This is a genomic window from Embleya sp. NPDC025285, assembly GCF_055558835.1.
In genome coordinates this window covers 25,118-43,228 of sequence record NZ_JBVHLU010000052.1, presented here as the reverse complement: position 1 = coordinate 43,228, position 18,111 = coordinate 25,118, and the positions used below count along the sequence as shown (strand labels likewise).

Genomic DNA, 18,111 nt, shown 5'->3' with positions numbered 1-18,111 from the left:
GCGAACTCCGCCGACCGGAAAGCGAATGCCCGTCACCTCGATGAACACTCCCGACACGCAGCGGCCCCGCTCGGGGTCCGCCATCCTGCGCACCGCGATCCGTCGCAACGCCGGCGCCATGACCTGGGGCACCGTCCTCATGGGCATGTACCAGGCGGGAGAGACCGCCTTCCCCATCGCGATCGGCCTGATCGTCGAGCACACGTTGCGCGACCGAAGCCTGGGCTCACTCGCCCTGGCGATCGCCGCGCTGGCCGTGATCATCACGACCGTGTCGTTGTCGTGGCGGTTCGGGATGCGCATCCTGCAGAAGGCCAACACGACCGAGGCGCACCACTGGCGGGTGGAGGTCGCGGCTTGCGGTCTCCAGCCGGTGGCCAGGGACGTCGACCTCAAGTCCGGCGAGGTGCTCACCATCGCCACCGAGGACGCCGACCAGACCGCCGACATCATCGAAGTGGTGCCGCTGCTGATCAGCTCCCTGGTCGCGGTACTGGTCGCGGCGATCGCGCTGGGCCTGGCCGACATCCGGCTCGGCCTGCTGGTGATCGTGGGGACCGTCGCGATCCTGTCCATTCTGAGTGTGATGTCCAAGCGCATCGGCGCCAGTACGCGCGAACAGCAGGCCCGGGTGGCCCGGGCGGGCGCGAAGGTCGCCGACCTGATCACCGGCCTGCGCCCGCTGCACGGCTTCGGCGGCAACCACGCGGCGTTCCTGTCCTACCGCAAAGTCAGCGCGGAGGCGCGGCGGCAGGCGATCACCGTGGCCAGGGTGAACGGCGCGTACGCGGGTACCGCCCAGGCCCTCAACGCGATCCTCGCCGTAGCGGTGACCGTCACGGCGGGTCTGTTGGCGTTCGACGGGGCGATCACGATCGGCCAACTCGTCATGGCCGTGGGGCTGGCGCAGTTCATCATGGAACCGCTCAAGCTCTTCTCGGACATGCCGAAGTACGTGATGATCGCGCGCGCGTCGGCCGAGCGGATGGCGCTGGTGCTGGCCGCGCCGCCGGCGACCATCCCGGGCTCGGAGCGCCCGGCGTCGGGCGGAGACCTCGAAATCGACTGCGTGCGATACGGGTCGCTGCACAAGGTGAAGTTCCGGGTAGGCCCCGGCGAGTTCGTGGCGCTCGCCGCCTACCAGCCGCGCGCGGCGGCCGAACTCGCGTCGATTCTGGCCGTACAGGTCCCGCCCGACGCCTACGAGGGAGTCGTACGGGTCGGCGGGCGGGAGATCGCGGACCTGTCGATCGAGGCGGTCCGAGAACACATGCTGGTGAACCCGTACGACGGGGAGATCTTCGCGGGCACGCTCCGTACGAACATCGACCCGTCGGGCGGCAGTCGGATGATCCCCGAGGCCGTCGAGGCGTCGATGCTGACCGACGTCGTCGCCCTGCACCGCGAAGGACTCGAGTACGGCGTCCGCGACCGCGGCGCGAACCTGTCCGGAGGGCAGCGGCAACGGCTGTCCCTGGCCCGCGCCCTCGCCGCCGACACCGACGTCCTCGTCCTGCACAATCCGACGACGGCCGTCGACGCGGTCACCGAACAGCTCATCGCGCGCAACATCGCGAAGCTGCGCCGAGGCCGCACGACCATCGTGATCACCGGCAGTCCGGCCCTCCTGGACGTCGCGGACCGTGTGCTGGTCCTGGACGACGGCGTCATCACGGCCGAGGACACCCATCGGAACCTGCTCGCCACGGACGCGGACTACTGCTCGGCCGTGGCTCGATGACGTGGGGGCGACGACTCGTCGCGTGGCGGACGATCGATGGTGCGGGCGCCGATCGATCTGTGGGTGTCGATCGATCGTGTGGGTGTCGATCGGCGGGTGTCCTGCGGGAGGATGACCCACATGCAATTCCTCTTGATCGCCCACGACGGAACCGACGAGCACGCCGCGACCCGTCGGCTCGCGGCCAGGCCACGGCACATCGAACTGGGTGACACGATGGTCGCCGCGGGGCGAATGTTGTTCGGTACGGCGATCCTCGACGCCGATGGACGGATGATCGGATCGATGTTGGTCCTGGACTTCCCCACGCGCGCGGAGCTCGACGCCTGGTTGGCGGTCGAGCCGTACATGACCGGCGATGTCTGGCGGGACGTCGACATTCGCCCGTGTGCGGTGGGGCCGTCCTTCGGCGGCGCGGCGGGGTCTCGGCCGGGGCCGCGCTGAGCGCACCCGAAGCGCGTGGAACGACTCGACTGGCTGCCCGCCGTGCTCGCGTCGCTGGACCGGCCGTTCCTCATCGAGCGACCGGATGAACTCCGCGACCTCGTCGTGGCACTGGCCGACCGGCTCACGGACTCGGCTCGGCGGACTCCACCGCAGGCGTGAGGGACGCCGGCGGCCGATACCGTGTCGGGCCGGCCCGGCCCGCCTGCGTAGAGTCTTCGGGTGACTCGACACGACATACCTGATCCGCACCTGTCCATGCTGACCGTGCCGCAGGCCGTGTATCTGCGCGAGCTGACGGCCGACTTCTTCTTCACCCGGCATGGGGTGCGCCCGGCCGTCGAGGGCGATGTCGTCGAGCACGCGGGCCGTCTCAGCCCGCTGAAGAACCTGGCGCAGCGGTGTCGCGCGGTGGGCGAGGAGCAGTGGCCCGCGCTGGTGGAGCAACACTTCGGCAACCTGGAGACCGCGTCCCGGGGTGAGGAGAGCACGCAGGAGTTGCTGCGAGCGGCTTATCCGCGGCTGCTGCCCGACGACTTCTTTCCCGCGGACGCCGCGTCGGGCTTTCGCTACGTGCAGCCGGTGGCCGAGGGGCTCATCCTGGCCTTCGCACTGGACGCGCCCGCTTCCGTGCGGATCCTGACCGACCGGGACGTGGCGGGTGCCGGGCACCGGGAGTTGTGGACGGCGGGCGTGGCGAACCTGCGGTGCGACCCCGTGGAACACGTGGAGGTGCGCGGGCCGCAGGGTGCGCTGCTGCACTCCGTCAGCGGTGGCTCCCACTTCGTCGCGAGCAGGGCGCTGGTACTGCCCGACCTGGTTCGATCCGTCACCGGACGAGAACTGCCGGCCGCCGGGGCGCTCGTCGCCGTGCCCACGAGGCACCTGTTGGCGTTCCACGCGATTGTCGACGGGACCGTGGTGGACGCGGTCAACGATCTCGGTGCGTATGCCCTCGGCGCATACGAGGACGGACCGGGCTCACTGTCCCCGAGGTTGTACTGGTGGCACCAGGGGCAGTTGGTCTCGCTCACGGTCTTCGACCACGACCGGCGCACCTTCTCCGTGGTGCCGCCGCAGGAACTGATGGAGCTGATGAGAAACCTGCGCGACCGGGACGGCGGCGGAGGCTCGGCGCCCGAGGTCGCCGGCGGCAGGACCGACGTCGAGCAACCCGAGCCCGCCACCGTCGAGCAACTCGCGCTTACCGTGGCCGAGTTCACCGCACGGCTGGAGCAGGACGCGAGCGGCTTCGCAGACGGCTTCGGGGCGGCCGTGGACCTTGCCCACGCCCGCTGTGCGGACGACGCCGCGTCGGCGAAGCTGGAGACGTGGGAAGCCTGGGTCACCGCCATGCAGGTCGGCAGCGCGTTGTTCGCCACCGCCCTCGCCCGGGAGGGGACCGTGCCGTGCCGGATCGGCGACCGCGTGCTCGCCCTCCCCGGCACCGCCACCGCCACCGGCATCGCGCCGTACGCTCATGCCCGTGCCTGGCTCGATGCCTTCTGGCTCGCGGTCGTCTGCCGCGAACAGGAGCGGATCACCACCCTGTGCCGGGTGCCGGTGGAAAATCTGCGCAGTGCCGATCCGGTCGACGACTACGTCCTCCACTGGATCGACACCCTGCAGAGCTACTGGCTCGGGCGGCCCATGGACGACATCGTGCAGAAGTTGGTCGCCACCATGAACACGTCCGGGCGAGATGTGGCCACCCGTACTCCCCGGGACTTCCTGGATCTGATCGACTATCAGCCAGTGGCTCTCTTCCATCGCCTCGTCACGAAGGAGCACGCGGCCTTCGCGGAGGCCCTCACCGAAGCGCTCGCCCACCACGACACCTACTGGAACGGCTCGCGCGCGCCGCGTGGTCGGGTGGCGCTGGGTCCGCTGGCGATGGCGTGCCTCGCGTACGAGATGGGCTTTCCCGTGGACGTCGACAAGACGTTGCCGTACCTGCCCAAGTACCTGCTGAACCGCGAGTGGCTCGGCGAGTTCACCACCTGAACCCGGCGTCGATCGACCGCCGGGTTGGGCGGGGGAGGGAAGCGGGAAGGCTCTCGACGATGGTCCGTCGCGTCGAGGGGGAATGTCCGTGGTGCGCAAGGGTGGTTCGGGTACGAGTGCCCAAAAGGGTCATCCGTTCGGTCGTCGGCCCTCCGGCGGGTGGGCCGATGTGGTGTGGGACTGGTCGAAGTCCGGTACCCGACACGCGGCCTTGAACCGGGTGTTACGCCGGCTTCCCGGTGTCGGGTCGGCGACCGCGTACCGGTTCGGCCTGGTGGAGCGGGCGCACTACGCGTACGGGGTGCGCCGGGCCACCGAGTCTGCCGCGCGTCTGGGGCATCGGGGCGTGACGGTCGTGGAGTTCGGGGTGGCCGGCGGCAACGGGCTGTTGGCGCTCGCCGAGCACGCCCGCTACTACGCCGCCGCCACGGGCGTCGCGGTGCGGGTGGTGGGCTTCGACGGCGGGGCGGGTATGCCGCCGGCCAAGGATCCCCGGGATCTGCCCTATCTGTTCGGCCCCGGCTTCTACCCGATGGACCACGAGCGCTTGCACCCCCGCCTGGGCGAGACCGAGTTGGTGATCGGCGACCTCGCGCGGACGCTGCCGGACTACCTGGACACCCACGAGCACGAACTCCGGGCCCACCCCGTCGGGTTCGTCTCCCTGGATCTGGACCACTACACCTCCACGGCGACCGCGCTGGATCTCTTCCGCAGGCCCGGTCACGGCCACCTGTTGCCCCGGGTCACCTGTTACCTCGACGATCTCCCGGGCACCATCGACCGGATCGGCGAGGCCGCCGCGATCGCCGAGTTCAACGCCGATCACCCGGACCGGGTGATCGGCCGGGTCCTGGGCCTGCGCGCGTTCATGCCCCTCGACCCCCCGTGGGCCGACCAGATCTATGTCCACCACCGTTTGGACCACCCCGACTACGCGACCCTGGAAGTCGGCGCCACCGGCGACCGCCTGCCCCTCACCCGCTGACGGCCGGAAGTGCCCGTGTGGCTCAGCGGGTCGAGTCGCGCCACTCGTGCCAGGTGAGGCCGCGCGGGGCCAGTTCGCCGGCGTGGAACGCGGTCCAGGTGGTGGTGTTGGGGCCGGTGCCGGGGGTGTCGGGGGCACTGGTGTAGAGCGGATGCCGGGTGCGTACCAGGTCGGCCAGCCACGGCTCCAGCGCGTCGAAGCCGTCCAGCGTCCATGCGCGCGCGTGGTAGACGAGGTTGCCCGGTGTCTCGCTCTCCGCGATGCCCATCGCCGGCACGTACGGGCAGATCCGGCTCCAGCAGTTGGTGACCGGCATCGCTCCCGTCCGGGTGTCGGCGTCCGTACCGGAGTACTCGCGGGCGTCGTCCTCGTGCACCAGGAAGTCGAACAACTCCCATGACGTGTACGTCGAGTTCGCGAGGCCGAAGTCGTCGTCGATGCCGTACCGGTCGGCGAGGCGGTAGACGGGAGGCACGTCCAGGGTCCAGACCAGGTTGCGGTGCACTCGACGCGGGGCGACGGAGCCGGCCAGCGGAACCTCGGCGGGGCCGAACAGCGCGAACAGGGCGCCGGCACGGATGCGATACGACAACTGCACGCGGTCGTTGGCGATCGGTGGAAGCGGGCGGGTCCGTCCGTCCAGCGGGTTCGTCCACTCCGTCAGGACGCTGCCGTCCTTCGGATCGGTGTAGAAGACGATCTCGCGCGAGACCATGTGCAGGTCGTCGGTGCCCGGCGTGTGGACGAGCCGGCGAATGTTGTAGCCCTCGACGCCGAACAGCACCCGGCCGTGCGGGAATACCTTGCCGTGAACGTCACCGGGCACGTGGTTGTGCACGGTTCCGCTGATGCGATAGAGCATGTCGCGGCCATCGGGACGGCCGAGCAGTCGCACGAAGAGTCGGGCGTTCGCGTCATCGAGCGACGCGATCAGGGCCTCGGGCGATGTCTTGCCGGGTTCCATACGCGGTGTCCGTCCGTCCACTCGTCTCGATCGGGTCCGACCCCATCCTTTCGCGGAATCCGACCCCCGGTGCGCCGTCGGTCGGATCTCGCCGTCGAGGGTGTGGGCAGGAATCCGGATCTATTCCTTGACTCGAATATTCGTCATCGTGAATACTACGGGACATGGACGCACTCCTCACCGCACTGGCCGATCCGGCCCGTTGGCGGCTCGTGAGCCTGCTGGCCGAGCGACCCCGCTCGGTCGGCGTCCTCGCCCAGCTCGCCGACGCGCGCCAGCCGCAGACCACCAAGCACCTGCAGACCCTCGAGCGCGCCGGCGTCGTCACCTCCCAACGCACCGGCCAGCGCCGCGTGTACGCCCTCCGTCCGGGTCCGCTGCGGGACCTGGCAGCCGCACTCGTGCGGCTCGCCGACACCGCGGACCGGGTCGCCGGTCCCGATTCGACCTACGAGCGCTATGGGCTCGGCCTCCACGCCGAGCGGCTCGCCGCGGACGGGACGGGGTGGGCCGACGGCCGCTCGTTCGGGTTCCGCCGATCGCTGCCCGCACGCCCGGAGTCGGTCTGGCGCCACCTGACCGAGACCGCCCCGCTCTCCCGCTGGTGGACGCCGGACGACCTGCGGGTCTCCGAACTCGTCTTCGAGGCGCGACCGGGTGGGCGGGTCGTCCTGGAGTACCGCGACGCCGAGGACGCCGACGGCACCGAACCGGTCGCAGGGCGGGCGGAGGGCGTCGTCGAGGAGGTACGCCCCGGTGAGCGCCTCGCCTATCGGCTCTCCCCACTGCTACCCGACGGCGGCCTCGCCTTCACCGCCCATGTCGAACTCGTCCTTCGGCCCACCGATACCGGCACCGAACTCGACACCCACTGGCGGATCACCGACAGCACGATCGACTCCGCGGACTTCGTCGCCGGCATCGAGATCGGCTTCGGCCAGAGTCTCGACACGTTGGCGGCGATCCTGGCCGCCGACGCACGGAACACCGCCGACACCGACAGCGGGCCCGACGACACCGACAACACCGAGTACGACGCCCACACCAGGAGCACGAAGTGACCGAGCAGACCGCCAACCGTCGGGTCGTCACCAACATCGCCCTCTCCCTCGACGGCCACTACGCCGGGCCGGACAACCCGCTCGACATGAGCTGGGTGATGCCGTACGCGCACACCGACGTCGCCCGCGACCACCTGACCGCCCTCTGTGAGCCGGCGACGACGGCCCTGCTCGGGCGGGTCAACGCCGAGGGCTTCCTCGGCTTCTGGCCCACCGTCATCGACATGGAGGGCGCCGACCCGCGCGACGTGGGCTTCGCCGAGTGGCTCGTCGAGGCCGACAAGGTGGTCCTCTCCTCCACCCTCGACCAGGCGCCCTGGGAGCGGACGACGATCGTCGACAAGCCGACCGCCGAGGCGATCACCGATCTGCGGGCGACCGAGGGCGGCGACATCCTCGTACTCGCGAGCGCTAGCGTCATCAAGGCCCTGCTGGCCGCCGACGAGGTCGACCGCCTCGCGCTCACGATCTTCCCCCTGTTCCTCGGCGGCGGACCGCGCCTGTTCGACGACGGCCTGCCCACGGGGAAGTGGGAACTCGTCAGCCAGACGGCGGGCGAACACGGCACGATGTCCGTCGTCTACGACCGCATCCGCTGACCCGGCCGCTCGAGAGCACCACCGCGACCGTGTCGGTGAGTCGAGCCCCCGCACGGCCGCAGGCCCCGGAACCCGTGTTCGGGTTCCGGGGCCTGTGTGTGTGCAGGTGCCGTCGGCATGGCCGCCGCTCGGCCGGTGGTTCAGGCCGTGGCGGGGCGTCGGCCGTCGCTTACAGGCCGCGGGCCAGGCGATCGGTCAGCAGGCGGGTGAAGCGGGCCGGGTCGGGCAGGTCGCCGCCCTCGGCGAGCAGCGCGCCGCCGTACACCAGCTCGACGACGTCCGCCAGCGCCGGGTCGTCGGCGTTCGCCTCGTGCGCCGAGCGCAGCGCGGTGATCAGCGGGTGCGTCGGGTTGAGCTCCAGAATGCGCTTGACCGGGGGCATCTGCTGACCCATCGCCCGGTACATCTTCTCCAGGGTCGGGGTCATGTCGTTGGCGTCGCCGACGATGCACGCCGCCGACGTGGTCAACCGCGACGACAGCCGGACCTGCTTGACCTGCTCGGACAGGGTGGTGGTCAGCCACGGCAGCAGGGCGGCGAAGTCCTGCTCGCGCTTGGCCTTCTCCGACCCCGCCTCCTCGTCGCCGTCGGCCGGTTCGTCGAGGTCCACCTGTCCCTTGGCGATGGACTGCAGGCTGTGCCCGTCGAAGGCCGGGACCTGGTCGACCCAGACCTCGTCGACCGGGTCGGTGAGGATCAGGACCTCGTACCCCTTGGCGGCGAACGCCTCCATGTGCGGCGAGTTCTCCACCATCGCGCGGGTCTCGCCGGTCAGGTAGTAGATCGCGTCCTGACCGTCCTTCATGCGCTCCACGTACTCGCGCAGCGTGGTGGTCTTCTCCGCGTCGTGCGTGGAGGCGGCGGACACCAGCTCCAGCAGGGCCTCGGTGTTGTCGGGGTCCTCGAAGAGGCCCTCCTTCAACGCGCGGCCGAACTGGGCCCAGAACGTCGCGTAGCGCTCGGCGTCCTTGGCCTGCATGTCCTTGATCGCGCCGAGGACCTTCTTGACCAGGCGCCGGCGCACGCCGCGAATCTGTCGGTCCTGCTGCAGGATCTCGCGGGAGATGTTCAGCGACAGGTCGTGCGCGTCCACGACACCCTTGACGAAGCGCAGGTAGTTCGGCATCAGCGCTTCGCAGTCGTCCATGATGAACACGCGCTTGACGTACAGCTGCACGCCGCTCTTGGTCTCGCGGGAGAACAGGTCGAACGGGGCCTGCGACGGGATGAACAGCAGCGCCTCGTACTCGAAGTTGCCCTCGGCGCGCATGTGGATGGTCTCGGCCGGGTCGAGCCGGTCGTGGCTGATCTGCTGGTAGAACTCGCTGTACTCGGCCTCGGTCACCTCGCTGCGCGGCCGGGCCCACAGCGCCTTCATCGAGTTGAGCGTGTCGACCCCGTGCGTGGTGACGCCGTCGGCGTCGGTGCGCTCGGTGGCCATCCGGATCGGCCAGCGGATGAAGTCCGAGTACTGCTTGACGATCTGGCGGATCTTCCAATCGGCCAGGTAGTCGGCCAGCCCGTCCTCGCTGTCGGCGGTCTTGAGGTGGAGGGTGACCGAGGTACCCACGGGCAGGTCGTCGACGGCCGCGATGGTGTAGGTGCCCTCGCCGTCGGACTCCCACTCGGTGCCGGAGTCGGTGCCGGCCCGCCGGGTGCGCAGGGTGACCTTGTCGGCGACCATGAACGCCGAGTAGAAGCCGACGCCGAACTGCCCGATCAGGCTCTGCGCCGCGACGGTGTCCTTGGCTTCCTTGGCCTCCTTGATCTTCTCCAGCAGACCGGCGGTGCCGGACTTGGCGATCGTGCCGATCAGGTCCACGAGGTCGTCCCGGCTCATGCCGATCCCGGTGTCGCGGACGGTCAGCGTGCGGGCGTCCTTGTCCACGACCAAGGCGATGTGCAGGTCGGACGTGTCGACCTCGAGGTCGGAGTCGATCAGGGACTCCAACCGCAGCTTGTCCAGTGCGTCGGAGGCGTTCGAGATCAGCTCGCGCAGGAAGATGTCCTTGTTCGAGTAGATCGAGTGGATCACCAACTGGAGCAACTGACGGGTCTCGGCCTGGAATTCCAGCGTTTCGACGCTGCTACCCACCCTGGGGTCTCCTTTCGGGATGAAACATGTCGGGGTGAAACCCGACCGGATGAAAACACGACGATGAACCGATATGGCGCGGACCGGGAACGCGCGGGGCGTTCACCGCTGCCGTGCCCGGCGGCGGTGATCACACGCCCGGCGCACCTCGGCGGTACTGCGAACCACGGCGCCGACCCGCTCGGCCAGCGTCGGATGGCCGGACTGTAGATGGCCGCGAGCCTCGGCCAACGGACCCAGGAGGTCCGCGGGATCGTCCCGGCCCAGCGCCCGCCGCAGCGCGGCCAGGTCGGGCTCGGCGCCGGCCGGCAGGTCGGTCAAGGCGCCGATCTGCCCGGCCAATTGCCGCAGGCCGGCGGCGTGGGTCCGGGCCCAGCCGGCCACCGCCCGGTCACCGGCCCGCCGGTCCCGCTCGGCGGCCACCCGCTGGTCGCCGGTGGCCGCCGAACCGTCGGGCGCGGGTCGAAGCCGTAGATAGCGCCGCTCGGCCGCCTGCCGGCCGGCCACGCCCAGGGCCGGTGCCAGATCCGCCCAGCTCGTGCCCAACCGCCGGGCGGCCTCGATCAGATCGGGCTCCCAGCCGGCGATCTCCAAGCGCAGTTCGCGCAGCAGGGTGAGCGCGACCAGCACCTGATTCGCGCTCAACGGCGGGTCGGACGTATCGGGTGAACGCATCGGCTCCCGGACCGCGCGCATCGCGTCCCGGATCCGCCCGAGGGCCACACCGGTGTCCAGGGCGGTCGGGGCGGCGGGGGCACGGCCGGATGCCGTGCCGAGCGTCGGCCCCGAGTCGCGCTCGTCGTTTCCCATGTCCGTGTGCCCCGTCCCCTCGCGCCCCGTTCCCTGTGTGCCCCATGGGAGTCGTCTCCTCGGCCGGAGTCGTCTCCTCGGCGACGCCATATCGTGTCGTCGTAGCGACGACACGATATGGCGGAGTGTGCGAGCGCGTCCAGACGCTCACGGTTGGTGAGCACCTCGGCGTGCGCCTCGGGCGCGTGCGATCGCGGATGCAATGGGAACTCCGCGTGACGTCGGTGCCCTCGCCGTATGAGGATGTCCACATGTCAGACAACAGCCCCTCGTTGCCCCGTCAGGTCGCCGACGCGTACGTCGACGAACTCATCGCGCTCGACCCGGTCACCGGAACCTACCTCGGTGTCCCGGCCAGCTCCGCCAAGCTGCCCGATCTCTCTCCCGCCGGGCAGGAGGCGCGCGCCGATCTCGCGCGGGCCACCCTCGCCGGGCTCGCCGAAGCCGAGCAACTGCCCGGCGCGGACAGCGACATCGAGCGGCGCTGTGCGCGCTTGCTCCGCGAGCGGCTGACCGCGCAACTCGCGGTGCACGAGGCCGGCGAGGGCCTGCGCGCCGTCGGCAACCTCGGTACGCCGCTGCACGAGGTCCGCGAGGTGTTCCCCGTGACGCCCGCCGAGACCGAGCAGGACTGGGCCGCGATCGCCGAGCGACTGCGCGCGGTGCCGGGCGCGCTGGAGGGCTACCGCGCGTCGCTCGCCCTGGGCCTGGAGCGCAAGCTGTACGCGAGCCCTCGCCCGACCGCGACGTGCGTCGAGCAACTCGGCGAGTGGGCCGACACCGACGGCAACGGACGCGGCTGGTTCGAGGACTTCGCCGCCGCCGGACCGGAGGCGCTGCGTACCGAACTCGACGAGTCCGCGCGCGCCGCCACCGCCGCCGTCACGGCACTGCGCGACTGGATGCGGGACGTGTACGCCCCCACCATCGCCGACGCGCCCGACATCGTCGGGCGCGAACGGTACGCCCTGTGGTCGCGCTTCTTCAACGGCACGGACCTCGACCTGGACGAGGCATACGCCTACGGCTGGTCGGAGTACCACCGTCTCCTGGGCGAGATGCGCGAGGAGGCCGAGAAGGTCCTCCCCGGCGCCGCGACGCCCTGGGTCGCGCTCGCCCACCTCGACGAGCACGGCACGCACATCGAAGGCGTCGACGAGGTCCGGGCATGGCTGCAGGGCCTGATGGACCAGGCGATCGACCGCCTCGACGGCACGCACTTCGAACTGGCCCCGCAGGTGCGCAGGGTCGAGTCGTGCATCGCCCCGCCCGGGAGCGCCGCCGCGCCGTACTACACGCCGCCGTCCGAGGACTTCACCCGTCCGGGCCGCACCTGGCTGCCGACCATGGGCCGGACCAGGTTCCCGGTCTACGACCTCGTGTCGACCTGGTACCACGAGGGCGTGCCCGGCCACCACCTCCAGCTCGCGCAGTGGACGCTCGTCGCGGGCGACCTGTCCCGCTACCAGGCCACCATCGGCGGGGTGAGTGCCAACGCCGAGGGCTGGGCACTGTACGCCGAGCGCCTGATGGACGAACTCGGCTTCCTCACCGACGCCGAGCAGCGCCTGGGCTACCTCGACGCCCAGATGATGCGCGCGACCCGGGTCATCGTCGACATCGGGATGCATTTGGAGCTGGAGATCCCCGCGGACTCCCCGTTCCACCCCGGCGAGCGTTGGACTCCGGAACTTGCGCAGGAGTTCTTCGGTATGCACAGCAGTCGGCCCGCCGACTTCGTGGAGAGCGAGCTCACTCGCTATCTGACCATTCCCGGGCAGGCCATCGGCTACAAGCTCGGCGAACGCGTCTGGCTCCTGGGTCGCGAGAACGCGCGCAAGGCCCAGGGCGCGGCCTTCGATCTGAAGGCCTGGCACATGGCGGCGTTGTCGCAGGGGTCGCTGGGGCTCGACGATCTGGCGGACGAGCTGTCCTCGGTGCCGGCTCCGTAGTCCCGCGGGTCGGGCCGGCGCGGGCCACGTTGTCGGCCCGCATCGGGGAAGGCGTGGTGGTGGGTCCCCAGCCGGACACGCAGGACCCGCCACCGGCCGTCGGCGGGCCGAGGCGGGCCACCGTGTCGGAGGCGACGGCGGATGCGGCGTCGGACGGTGTGTCCGGCGGCGCGTCCGCCCGTCGTGTTCGAGGACGTCACTCGGCATCGACCCGCGACGGCGGGTTCGGGGGTATTCGGGGCGCGTTGGTGAGGCGGAGTTCGCGGACGAGTGCGCGGACCGCGGCGGACGCGGCGAGTTCGGGCGTGGTGAGGTAACCCACCGAGCGGGTCGGGCGCTTCGGGCCGAGGTCGGCGATCTCCACGGAGGGCGGCGCGTCGGCGAGGGAGAGCGCGGGCATGATCGCCATGCCGAAACCGCTTCCCACCATGGCGAGGACGGCTCCGTCGTCTTCCGCCTCCACCGTGGCGCGGGGGATCCAATCCTGGATCGCCCACCACTCGCGCGTGTACGAGGAACAGTTCTCGGACCAGTCGACCAACGGCAGTGAGCGCGGATCGGGATGCCCGGCGGGATGCACCAACGCGTAGGGCTCCTCCAGCAGGACGCCGCCGACCAGGCCCGGCGGCGTCGGCGTCGCCGTCTCCAGGGTCGCGATGCCCACGTCCGCGCGCCCCTCGGCAACCTCCCCGGCGGTGCCGGGACCGATCTCGCGCACGATCCGCACCCGTGGTTCGATGCCCGGGTGGCGGGCGGTGAGCCGGGCCAGCACCGGCGGCAGCAGGTGCAGGGCGGCGCTGCGGAACGCGGCGATGTGCAGCGACCCGCGGACGTCCCCCTCGTCCATGCCGGTGCCCCGACCGGCGCCGCGTGCGTCGGCGACCAGCACGTCCAGCATCCGCAACACGCGCCGCGCGTGGGCCGCGGCCGTCGTACCCGCCGGCGTGGGTCGGGCCCCGGTCCGGCCGCGTTCGAACAGGACCGCACCGACCTTGCGTTCGATGCCGCGCACCGCGTGCGAGACACCCGATTGAGTGGTGCCCAGCGCCGCGGCCGCGGCCGAGAACCCTCCCTCGTCGGCCACGGCGACGAGGATCCGCAGCTCTTGCGGAGAAAGGTCGGCTCGGGCCGTCATCAGGGCTCCCACCTGCTGCCATGAGCGTGGCTCATGGAAACGAATCGGTCATGAGCGCAACCCTCTGCCCGGCCCGCCCATTCCCGCATACGGTCCGTGCCATGAACTCGCTCCCGCCGAACAGCACGGCGGTCACCGTCCAACAGATCGCCCGTCCCAGCGGCTTCCCCACGCGCGACCGGTTCCGGTTCGTCGAGACGCCGGTGCCCGAGCCGGTTCGGGGCACGGCGCTGGTCGAGAACCTGTACTGGTCGGTCGACCCGTACCACCGCGAGATGATGGACGGCGAGTTCACTCTGAACGCCCCGCTGGAGGGGCGCACGGTCGGCCGGGTCGTCGCCTCCCGAGATCCCGGGCTGGTCGAGGGCGCGCTGGTCTTCCACCGCCGGGGTTGGCGCACGCACGCGGTGGTCGGTCCGGACGAGGTGCAACTTCTTCCCGAACTGCCGGGCATTCCGCCGTCCGCGCACCTGGGCCTGCTGGGCGGTACGGGACTGACCGCGTACGTCGCCCTCACCCGCATCGCTCGGCTCCGCGCGGGCGACGACCTGTTCGTCTCCGGCGCGGCGGGCGGGGTCGGCACCGCCGTCGGCCGTTTCGCGCGCCTGTTGGGCGTCGGGCGACTGGTCGGCAGTACGGGATCGGCGGCCAAGGCGGCATACCTGACCGAGCAGGTCGGTTACGACGAGGTCTTCGACTACCGGGAAGGCGCGGTCGCGGACCTGCTCGCGCGGGCCGCGCCGGACGGCGTCGACGTATTCGTCGACAACGTCGGCGGCGACCACCTCGCGGCCGCGGTGGGTGCCCTGCGCGAGCGCGGCCGCATCGTCCGGGTCGGCACGATCAGCCAGTACAACCGGCCGGACACCCCGCCCGTGTGCTTCGATCACGCGGACTTCGTGGAGAAGAGCCTGCGCATGGAGGGCTTCCTGGTCCGCGACCACGGCGACGTGCGCGACGAGTTGTACACGTTCGCGGTCCCCCACCTGCTCGATGGGCGGCTCGCGTCGGACGAAACGGTCGTCGTGGGATTCGAACGGATCGTGGAGGCGTTCCTGTCCATGCTGCGCGGCGGCAACACGGGGAAGATGATCGTCAAGGCGGCGGACGCATAGGGTAGTTCGGGCACCGGGTGACGGACACCAGGCGGTGCGGGCTGCGGCGGATCCTGGTCGGATGGTGTACTCGGCGAGGGGATGCCGAGGGGAGTGGGCGAATTCGGCGACGAGGCGATCACCCTCCCCGAGGGCCGAGTGGGCCATCATGCGCAGATGGACGAGGTGTTCGACAGGTTGTTTCGGGCCGGTCGGGAGGCCGTTCTCGACGGGGCGGTCCAGGCGCAGGAACCGCCGAGGGTGAACGGACCGCGATGGGGAACCTCGATCGTCCTGAGACCGGAGGCCGCCGGCACGGATCGGGTGCACGCCCTCGCGTTCGAGGCACTGGCCGCCACGGGAAGCGGGCACTGGCCGACCGGCGCCCGCGGCTCGGCCCACATCACCGTCCGCGCGGTGGAGCCGCACCGCACGCCGATCCCCGCGGACGATCCGGCGGCGGCACGTTACCTCTCTGCGCTGCGCCGAGCCGCGGCGCGGTGTCCGAGCATCCGCTTCCGGGTGCGGGGCCTGACCTTGACGGCGAACAGCGTGATGTTGTGTCTGGGGCCGGAGGACGGCTGCGCCGACGAGTTCGCCGGGGCTCTCGCGCGGACGTTGGGCGCGGACGGGTGGCTCGAGGCGGACCACCCGCGCGACGTCTGGTATCTGACGTTGGTGCACTTCGCCGGCCCGATCGACCGCCCCGAGGCTCTCGTGGACTGGGTTGCCGCTCGGCGGAGGTTGGACCTGGGCGGGCTCGACGTGGATCGGGCCGAGCTTGTCGCGTGGCGCTTCGACGGGGTTCGGGTTGTGCCGGACGTCCTCGGGGCCGTCGGCATGCGGACCCCGGGTGCGGGTGCGGCCCCGGCACCGGATGGCTCGGGGCGAGGGCCGCATCGGGATGGTCGGTGAGCTGGATTTCACCGTCGACGGCAGGGCCTTTTCCTGACCCGATCGTCGAACCATCCACCCCTGCTTGCTCGTTCGCAGATCCGCCACTCCGGCTACGTCGACCACCGCAGGCGTGCGACGAAGGTCGACGCCGTCTCCACGGGCCGCGCGTGCGGACTGTGTGCGTGCACTTCCGGGGTCAGCCGTCGGTCGCGGCCCCGGCGGCGGCGAGGTGGTGGGCAAGCAGGGCGGGGTGGGTCGTCGCCCGCGTCCCGAGCGTCGAGGCCGAAGGCGAAGCGAGCGGCCGCGTTGTGGACGTCGCGTGCCTGCGGCAGCCCCGAAAGCGGACGTGTGATGTCGGCGGTGACGACCTTCAGACCGTCGGTGCCGGCACCTCGGGAGGCCGGCCACGTGGTGAGGGCGTCGTTGCCGTCGCAACCGTCAGCACCCGTTTCCCGTCGTTGCGGCCGGAGCGAAGGCCGGAGCCAGGGCCGGAGCGAAGGCCGGAGCGAGGGCCGGAGCAGGGCTCACGGAGTCAACGGCTCACGGCGGTTTCCCGCTCGATCCGTATGCGTGACAACTTTTCGGGATTGCGGACGGCGTAGAGCTCGCTGATGAGGCCGTCGTCGACGCGTAGCGCGATGACGGTGTCGACGGCGCCGTCCAGGCGGAGGATCAGGGCCGGGTGGCCGTTGACCTGCGCCGGCTGGAGGAACGCCGCGGTGTCGATCCGGCCCAGGACCCGCGCCACCGCAGCGGCCCCCACGACGGGCGCCAGTGCGGCCTGGACGACTCCGCCGCCGTCGGTCAGCAGGACGACGTCCGGCGCGATCATGTCGAGCAGGCGCTGCAGATCTCCCGTTTCGATCGCGCGCCGGAACGCCGCCAGCGCGCCGCGGGATTCGGCCGGGGAGACGACTCCACGCGGGCGGCGCGCCGCGACGTGGGTGCGTGCCCGGTGCGCGATCTGGCGGACGGCGGCCGGGCTCTTGTCCACGGCTTCCGCGATCTCGTCGTACTCCAGGTCGAACACGTCGCGCAGGACGAACACCGCCCGCTCGGTCGGGGTGAGCGTCTCCATCACCAGCAGCATCGCCATCGAGACGCTGTCGGCCAGTTCGACGTCCTCGGCCACGTCCGGCGCGGTCAGCAGCGGTTCGGGCAGCCAGGGGCCGACGTAGGACTCCTTGCGCCGGCGAAGTGTGCGCAGCCGTCCCAGCGCCTGGCGGGTGGTCATCCGGACCAGGTAGGCGCGCGGATCCCGCACCGCGTCGAGGTCGACGCCCACCCAACGCAACCAGGTCTCCTGTAGCACGTCCTCGGCGTCGGCGGCCGAGCCGAGCAACTCGTAGGCGACGGTGAACAGCAGGTTGCGGTGGGCGACGAACGCCTCGGTGGCCGGGCCCATGCCGCCGTCGCCCACGGACGGTTCGACCATGTCCCCGGTTTGCTCGCCGCGCTTGCCCACAGCCCACTCCCGTCCGCTCGCCCTCGATCGTGTCACGCACAAGACACCGGCCCCGGTTGCCTTGTGACGTGGACGGGCGGTGGCCTTCGTCACAAGACCGCGTTGTCACAGGGGTCGGGCGGCCGGCATCTCGTGTTCGTCGGAACGCCGTGCGAACGATCCGCGCGGCACGAAGCCCCACAAGTGAGGACCCGTCATGGAAACCCGGATGAACCTGTTCGACAACGAGCTCGGCACCAGGATCGGCAAGCGGATCTACGCCGTCAGTCTGCTGATCCAGGAGTCGTCGCTGCCCAAGGCCACCCAGGAACTGGTGCAACTGCGGGCCAGTCAGATCAACGGCTGCGGATTCTGCGTCGACATCCACGGTAAGGACGCCGTGTCCGCCGGCGAAACCTTCGCCCGGCTCAACCTGGTCGCCGCATGGCGCCACTCGACCGCCTTCGACGAGGCCGAGCGGGCCGCGCTGGCGCTCGTCGAGGAGGGTACCCGGATCGCCGACGCCCATGAGGGTGTGTCCGACGAGACCTGGGCCCGAGTACGCGAGCACTACGACGACGACCAGACCATCGCGCTCGTCTCCCTGATCGCGATGATCAACGCGACCAACCGCCTCGGCGTGATCCTGAACAACCAGGGCGGTTCCTACGAACCCGGCAACCTCGCCGACATCGCGGGCTGACCACCGGACGAATCGCGGCCCGGCGCGGGACCGGGTGATCCCGCGCCGGGCCGGGTTCGGTTCGTGGACACCCCGAAAGCGACGCCGAGTTCGGCGACGCGGACTTCATCCGCCTCGCCTCCCCAGCCTGATGGATGTCCCCGTCGTGTCCGCGCGTCGGGCCGGCCAGGATGGGATCGT

At 70.8% G+C, this 18,111-nt stretch carries 15 protein-coding genes and 1 pseudogene; 11 read left to right on the top strand and 5 right to left on the bottom strand.

Annotation, left to right across the window (positions count from 1 at the left end):
* Positions 1-40: 40 nt before the first annotated feature.
* The 5 genes and pseudogenes from ACZ4FV_RS30105 to ACZ4FV_RS30085 all read left to right on the top strand — a co-directional run bounded on the left by ACZ4FV_RS30105 (position 41) and on the right by ACZ4FV_RS30085 (position 5,177).
* Positions 41-1,741, top strand: coding sequence for an ABC transporter ATP-binding protein (locus ACZ4FV_RS30105; protein ID WP_395860428.1), 1,701 nt, complete (start codon positions 41-43; stop codon positions 1,739-1,741).
* A 120-nt stretch (positions 1,742-1,861) separates the two neighbouring features.
* On the top strand, positions 1,862-2,185 hold the full coding sequence (locus ACZ4FV_RS30100) for a YciI family protein (protein WP_395860426.1): 324 nt from the start codon (positions 1,862-1,864) through the stop codon (positions 2,183-2,185).
* Between the two features lie 12 nt (positions 2,186-2,197).
* Positions 2,198-2,347 (top strand): annotated as a pseudogene (locus tag ACZ4FV_RS30095) (transcriptional regulator); the annotation flags it as partial.
* A gap of 60 nt (positions 2,348-2,407) precedes the next feature.
* Entirely contained in the window at positions 2,408-4,189 is a 1,782-nt protein-coding gene (locus ACZ4FV_RS30090; protein ID WP_465323764.1) for an immunity 49 family protein, read from the top strand.
* 88 nt (positions 4,190-4,277) lie between these two features.
* Positions 4,278-5,177, top strand: a complete 900-nt coding sequence (locus ACZ4FV_RS30085; RefSeq protein WP_395860422.1) for a hypothetical protein — start codon at positions 4,278-4,280, stop codon at positions 5,175-5,177.
* A 22-nt stretch (positions 5,178-5,199) separates the two neighbouring features.
* Here the strand turns inward: ACZ4FV_RS30085 and ACZ4FV_RS30080 are convergent, their stop codons facing one another.
* Positions 5,200-6,141, bottom strand: coding sequence for a DUF1838 family protein (locus tag ACZ4FV_RS30080; protein WP_465323763.1), 942 nt, complete (start codon positions 6,139-6,141; stop codon positions 5,200-5,202).
* 164 nt (positions 6,142-6,305) lie between these two features.
* Between ACZ4FV_RS30080 and ACZ4FV_RS30075 the strand changes: the two genes are divergently transcribed.
* The gene (locus tag ACZ4FV_RS30075; protein ID WP_402233588.1) at positions 6,306-7,202 is read left to right on the top strand and encodes a metalloregulator ArsR/SmtB family transcription factor; all 897 of its coding nucleotides are present in this window, start codon (positions 6,306-6,308) and stop codon (positions 7,200-7,202) included.
* On the top strand, positions 7,199-7,801 hold the full coding sequence (locus ACZ4FV_RS30070) for a dihydrofolate reductase family protein (protein WP_465323762.1): 603 nt from the start codon (positions 7,199-7,201) through the stop codon (positions 7,799-7,801). The genes ACZ4FV_RS30075 and ACZ4FV_RS30070 overlap by 4 nt, the downstream gene beginning before the upstream one ends.
* A 169-nt stretch (positions 7,802-7,970) precedes the next feature.
* Here ACZ4FV_RS30070 and htpG read toward each other — a convergent pair whose 3' ends face one another.
* Together htpG and ACZ4FV_RS30060 are read right to left on the bottom strand one after the other, a co-directional pair.
* Positions 7,971-9,896 carry a molecular chaperone HtpG gene (gene htpG, locus ACZ4FV_RS30065; RefSeq protein ID WP_465323761.1) on the bottom strand — a complete coding sequence of 642 codons (1,926 nt, stop codon included), beginning with the start codon at positions 9,894-9,896 and terminating at the stop codon, positions 7,971-7,973.
* Positions 9,897-9,998: 102 nt separating this feature from the next.
* A complete protein-coding gene (locus ACZ4FV_RS30060; protein WP_402233580.1) occupies positions 9,999-10,706 on the bottom strand; it encodes a type III effector protein in 708 nt (235 codons plus the stop codon).
* Positions 10,707-10,957: 251 nt separating this feature from the next.
* Between ACZ4FV_RS30060 and ACZ4FV_RS30055 the strand changes: the two genes are divergently transcribed.
* Positions 10,958-12,658 (top strand): DUF885 domain-containing protein, encoded by a 1,701-nt coding sequence (locus tag ACZ4FV_RS30055; RefSeq protein WP_402233578.1) that lies wholly within the window; start codon positions 10,958-10,960, stop codon positions 12,656-12,658.
* Between the two features lie 196 nt (positions 12,659-12,854).
* On the opposite strand, the gene ACZ4FV_RS30050 is transcribed toward ACZ4FV_RS30055, so the two are convergent.
* Positions 12,855-13,793 (bottom strand): LysR family transcriptional regulator, encoded by a 939-nt coding sequence (locus ACZ4FV_RS30050; RefSeq protein ID WP_395860409.1) that lies wholly within the window; start codon positions 13,791-13,793, stop codon positions 12,855-12,857.
* 101 nt (positions 13,794-13,894) lie between these two features.
* On the opposite strand from ACZ4FV_RS30050, the gene ACZ4FV_RS30045 reads away from it, so the two are divergent.
* Positions 13,895-14,908: a zinc-binding dehydrogenase gene (locus tag ACZ4FV_RS30045; RefSeq protein WP_402233575.1), complete on the top strand. Its 1,014-nt coding sequence runs from the start codon at positions 13,895-13,897 to the stop codon at positions 14,906-14,908.
* 156 nt (positions 14,909-15,064) lie between these two features.
* A complete protein-coding gene (locus ACZ4FV_RS30040; protein WP_402233572.1) occupies positions 15,065-15,802 on the top strand; it encodes a hypothetical protein in 738 nt (245 codons plus the stop codon).
* 514 nt (positions 15,803-16,316) lie between these two features.
* Here the strand turns inward: ACZ4FV_RS30040 and ACZ4FV_RS30035 are convergent.
* Complete coding sequence (locus ACZ4FV_RS30035; protein ID WP_465323760.1) at positions 16,317-17,219, bottom strand: RNA polymerase sigma-70 factor; 903 nt, start codon at positions 17,217-17,219, stop codon at positions 16,317-16,319.
* A gap of 226 nt (positions 17,220-17,445) precedes the next feature.
* Between ACZ4FV_RS30035 and ACZ4FV_RS30030 the strand changes: the two genes are divergently transcribed.
* Entirely contained in the window at positions 17,446-17,931 is a 486-nt protein-coding gene (locus ACZ4FV_RS30030; protein ID WP_395860402.1) for a carboxymuconolactone decarboxylase family protein, read from the top strand.
* Positions 17,932-18,111: the final 180 nt, after the last annotated feature.

Bases quoted from the DNA above. Each gene is read 5' to 3' on its own strand.
- ACZ4FV_RS30035 (WP_465323760.1), bottom strand. From the start codon at position 17,219: ATGGTCGAACCGTCCGTGGGCGACGGCGGCATGGGCCCGGCCACCGAG.
- ACZ4FV_RS30045 (WP_402233575.1), top strand. From the start codon at position 13,895: ATGAACTCGCTCCCGCCGAACAGCACGGCGGTCACCGTCCAACAGATC.
- ACZ4FV_RS30050 (WP_395860409.1), bottom strand. From the start codon at position 13,793: ATGACGGCCCGAGCCGACCTTTCTCCGCAAGAGCTGCGGATCCTCGTC.
- ACZ4FV_RS30080 (WP_465323763.1), bottom strand. From the start codon at position 6,141: ATGGAACCCGGCAAGACATCGCCCGAGGCCCTGATCGCGTCGCTCGAT.
- ACZ4FV_RS30055 (WP_402233578.1), top strand. From the start codon at position 10,958: ATGTCAGACAACAGCCCCTCGTTGCCCCGTCAGGTCGCCGACGCGTAC.
- ACZ4FV_RS30100 (WP_395860426.1), top strand. From the start codon at position 1,862: ATGCAATTCCTCTTGATCGCCCACGACGGAACCGACGAGCACGCCGCG.
- ACZ4FV_RS30040 (WP_402233572.1), top strand. From the start codon at position 15,065: ATGGACGAGGTGTTCGACAGGTTGTTTCGGGCCGGTCGGGAGGCCGTT.
- ACZ4FV_RS30030 (WP_395860402.1), top strand. From the start codon at position 17,446: ATGGAAACCCGGATGAACCTGTTCGACAACGAGCTCGGCACCAGGATC.
- ACZ4FV_RS30075 (WP_402233588.1), top strand. From the start codon at position 6,306: ATGGACGCACTCCTCACCGCACTGGCCGATCCGGCCCGTTGGCGGCTC.
- ACZ4FV_RS30105 (WP_395860428.1), top strand. From the start codon at position 41: ATGAACACTCCCGACACGCAGCGGCCCCGCTCGGGGTCCGCCATCCTG.
- ACZ4FV_RS30060 (WP_402233580.1), bottom strand. From the start codon at position 10,706: ATGGGAAACGACGAGCGCGACTCGGGGCCGACGCTCGGCACGGCATCC.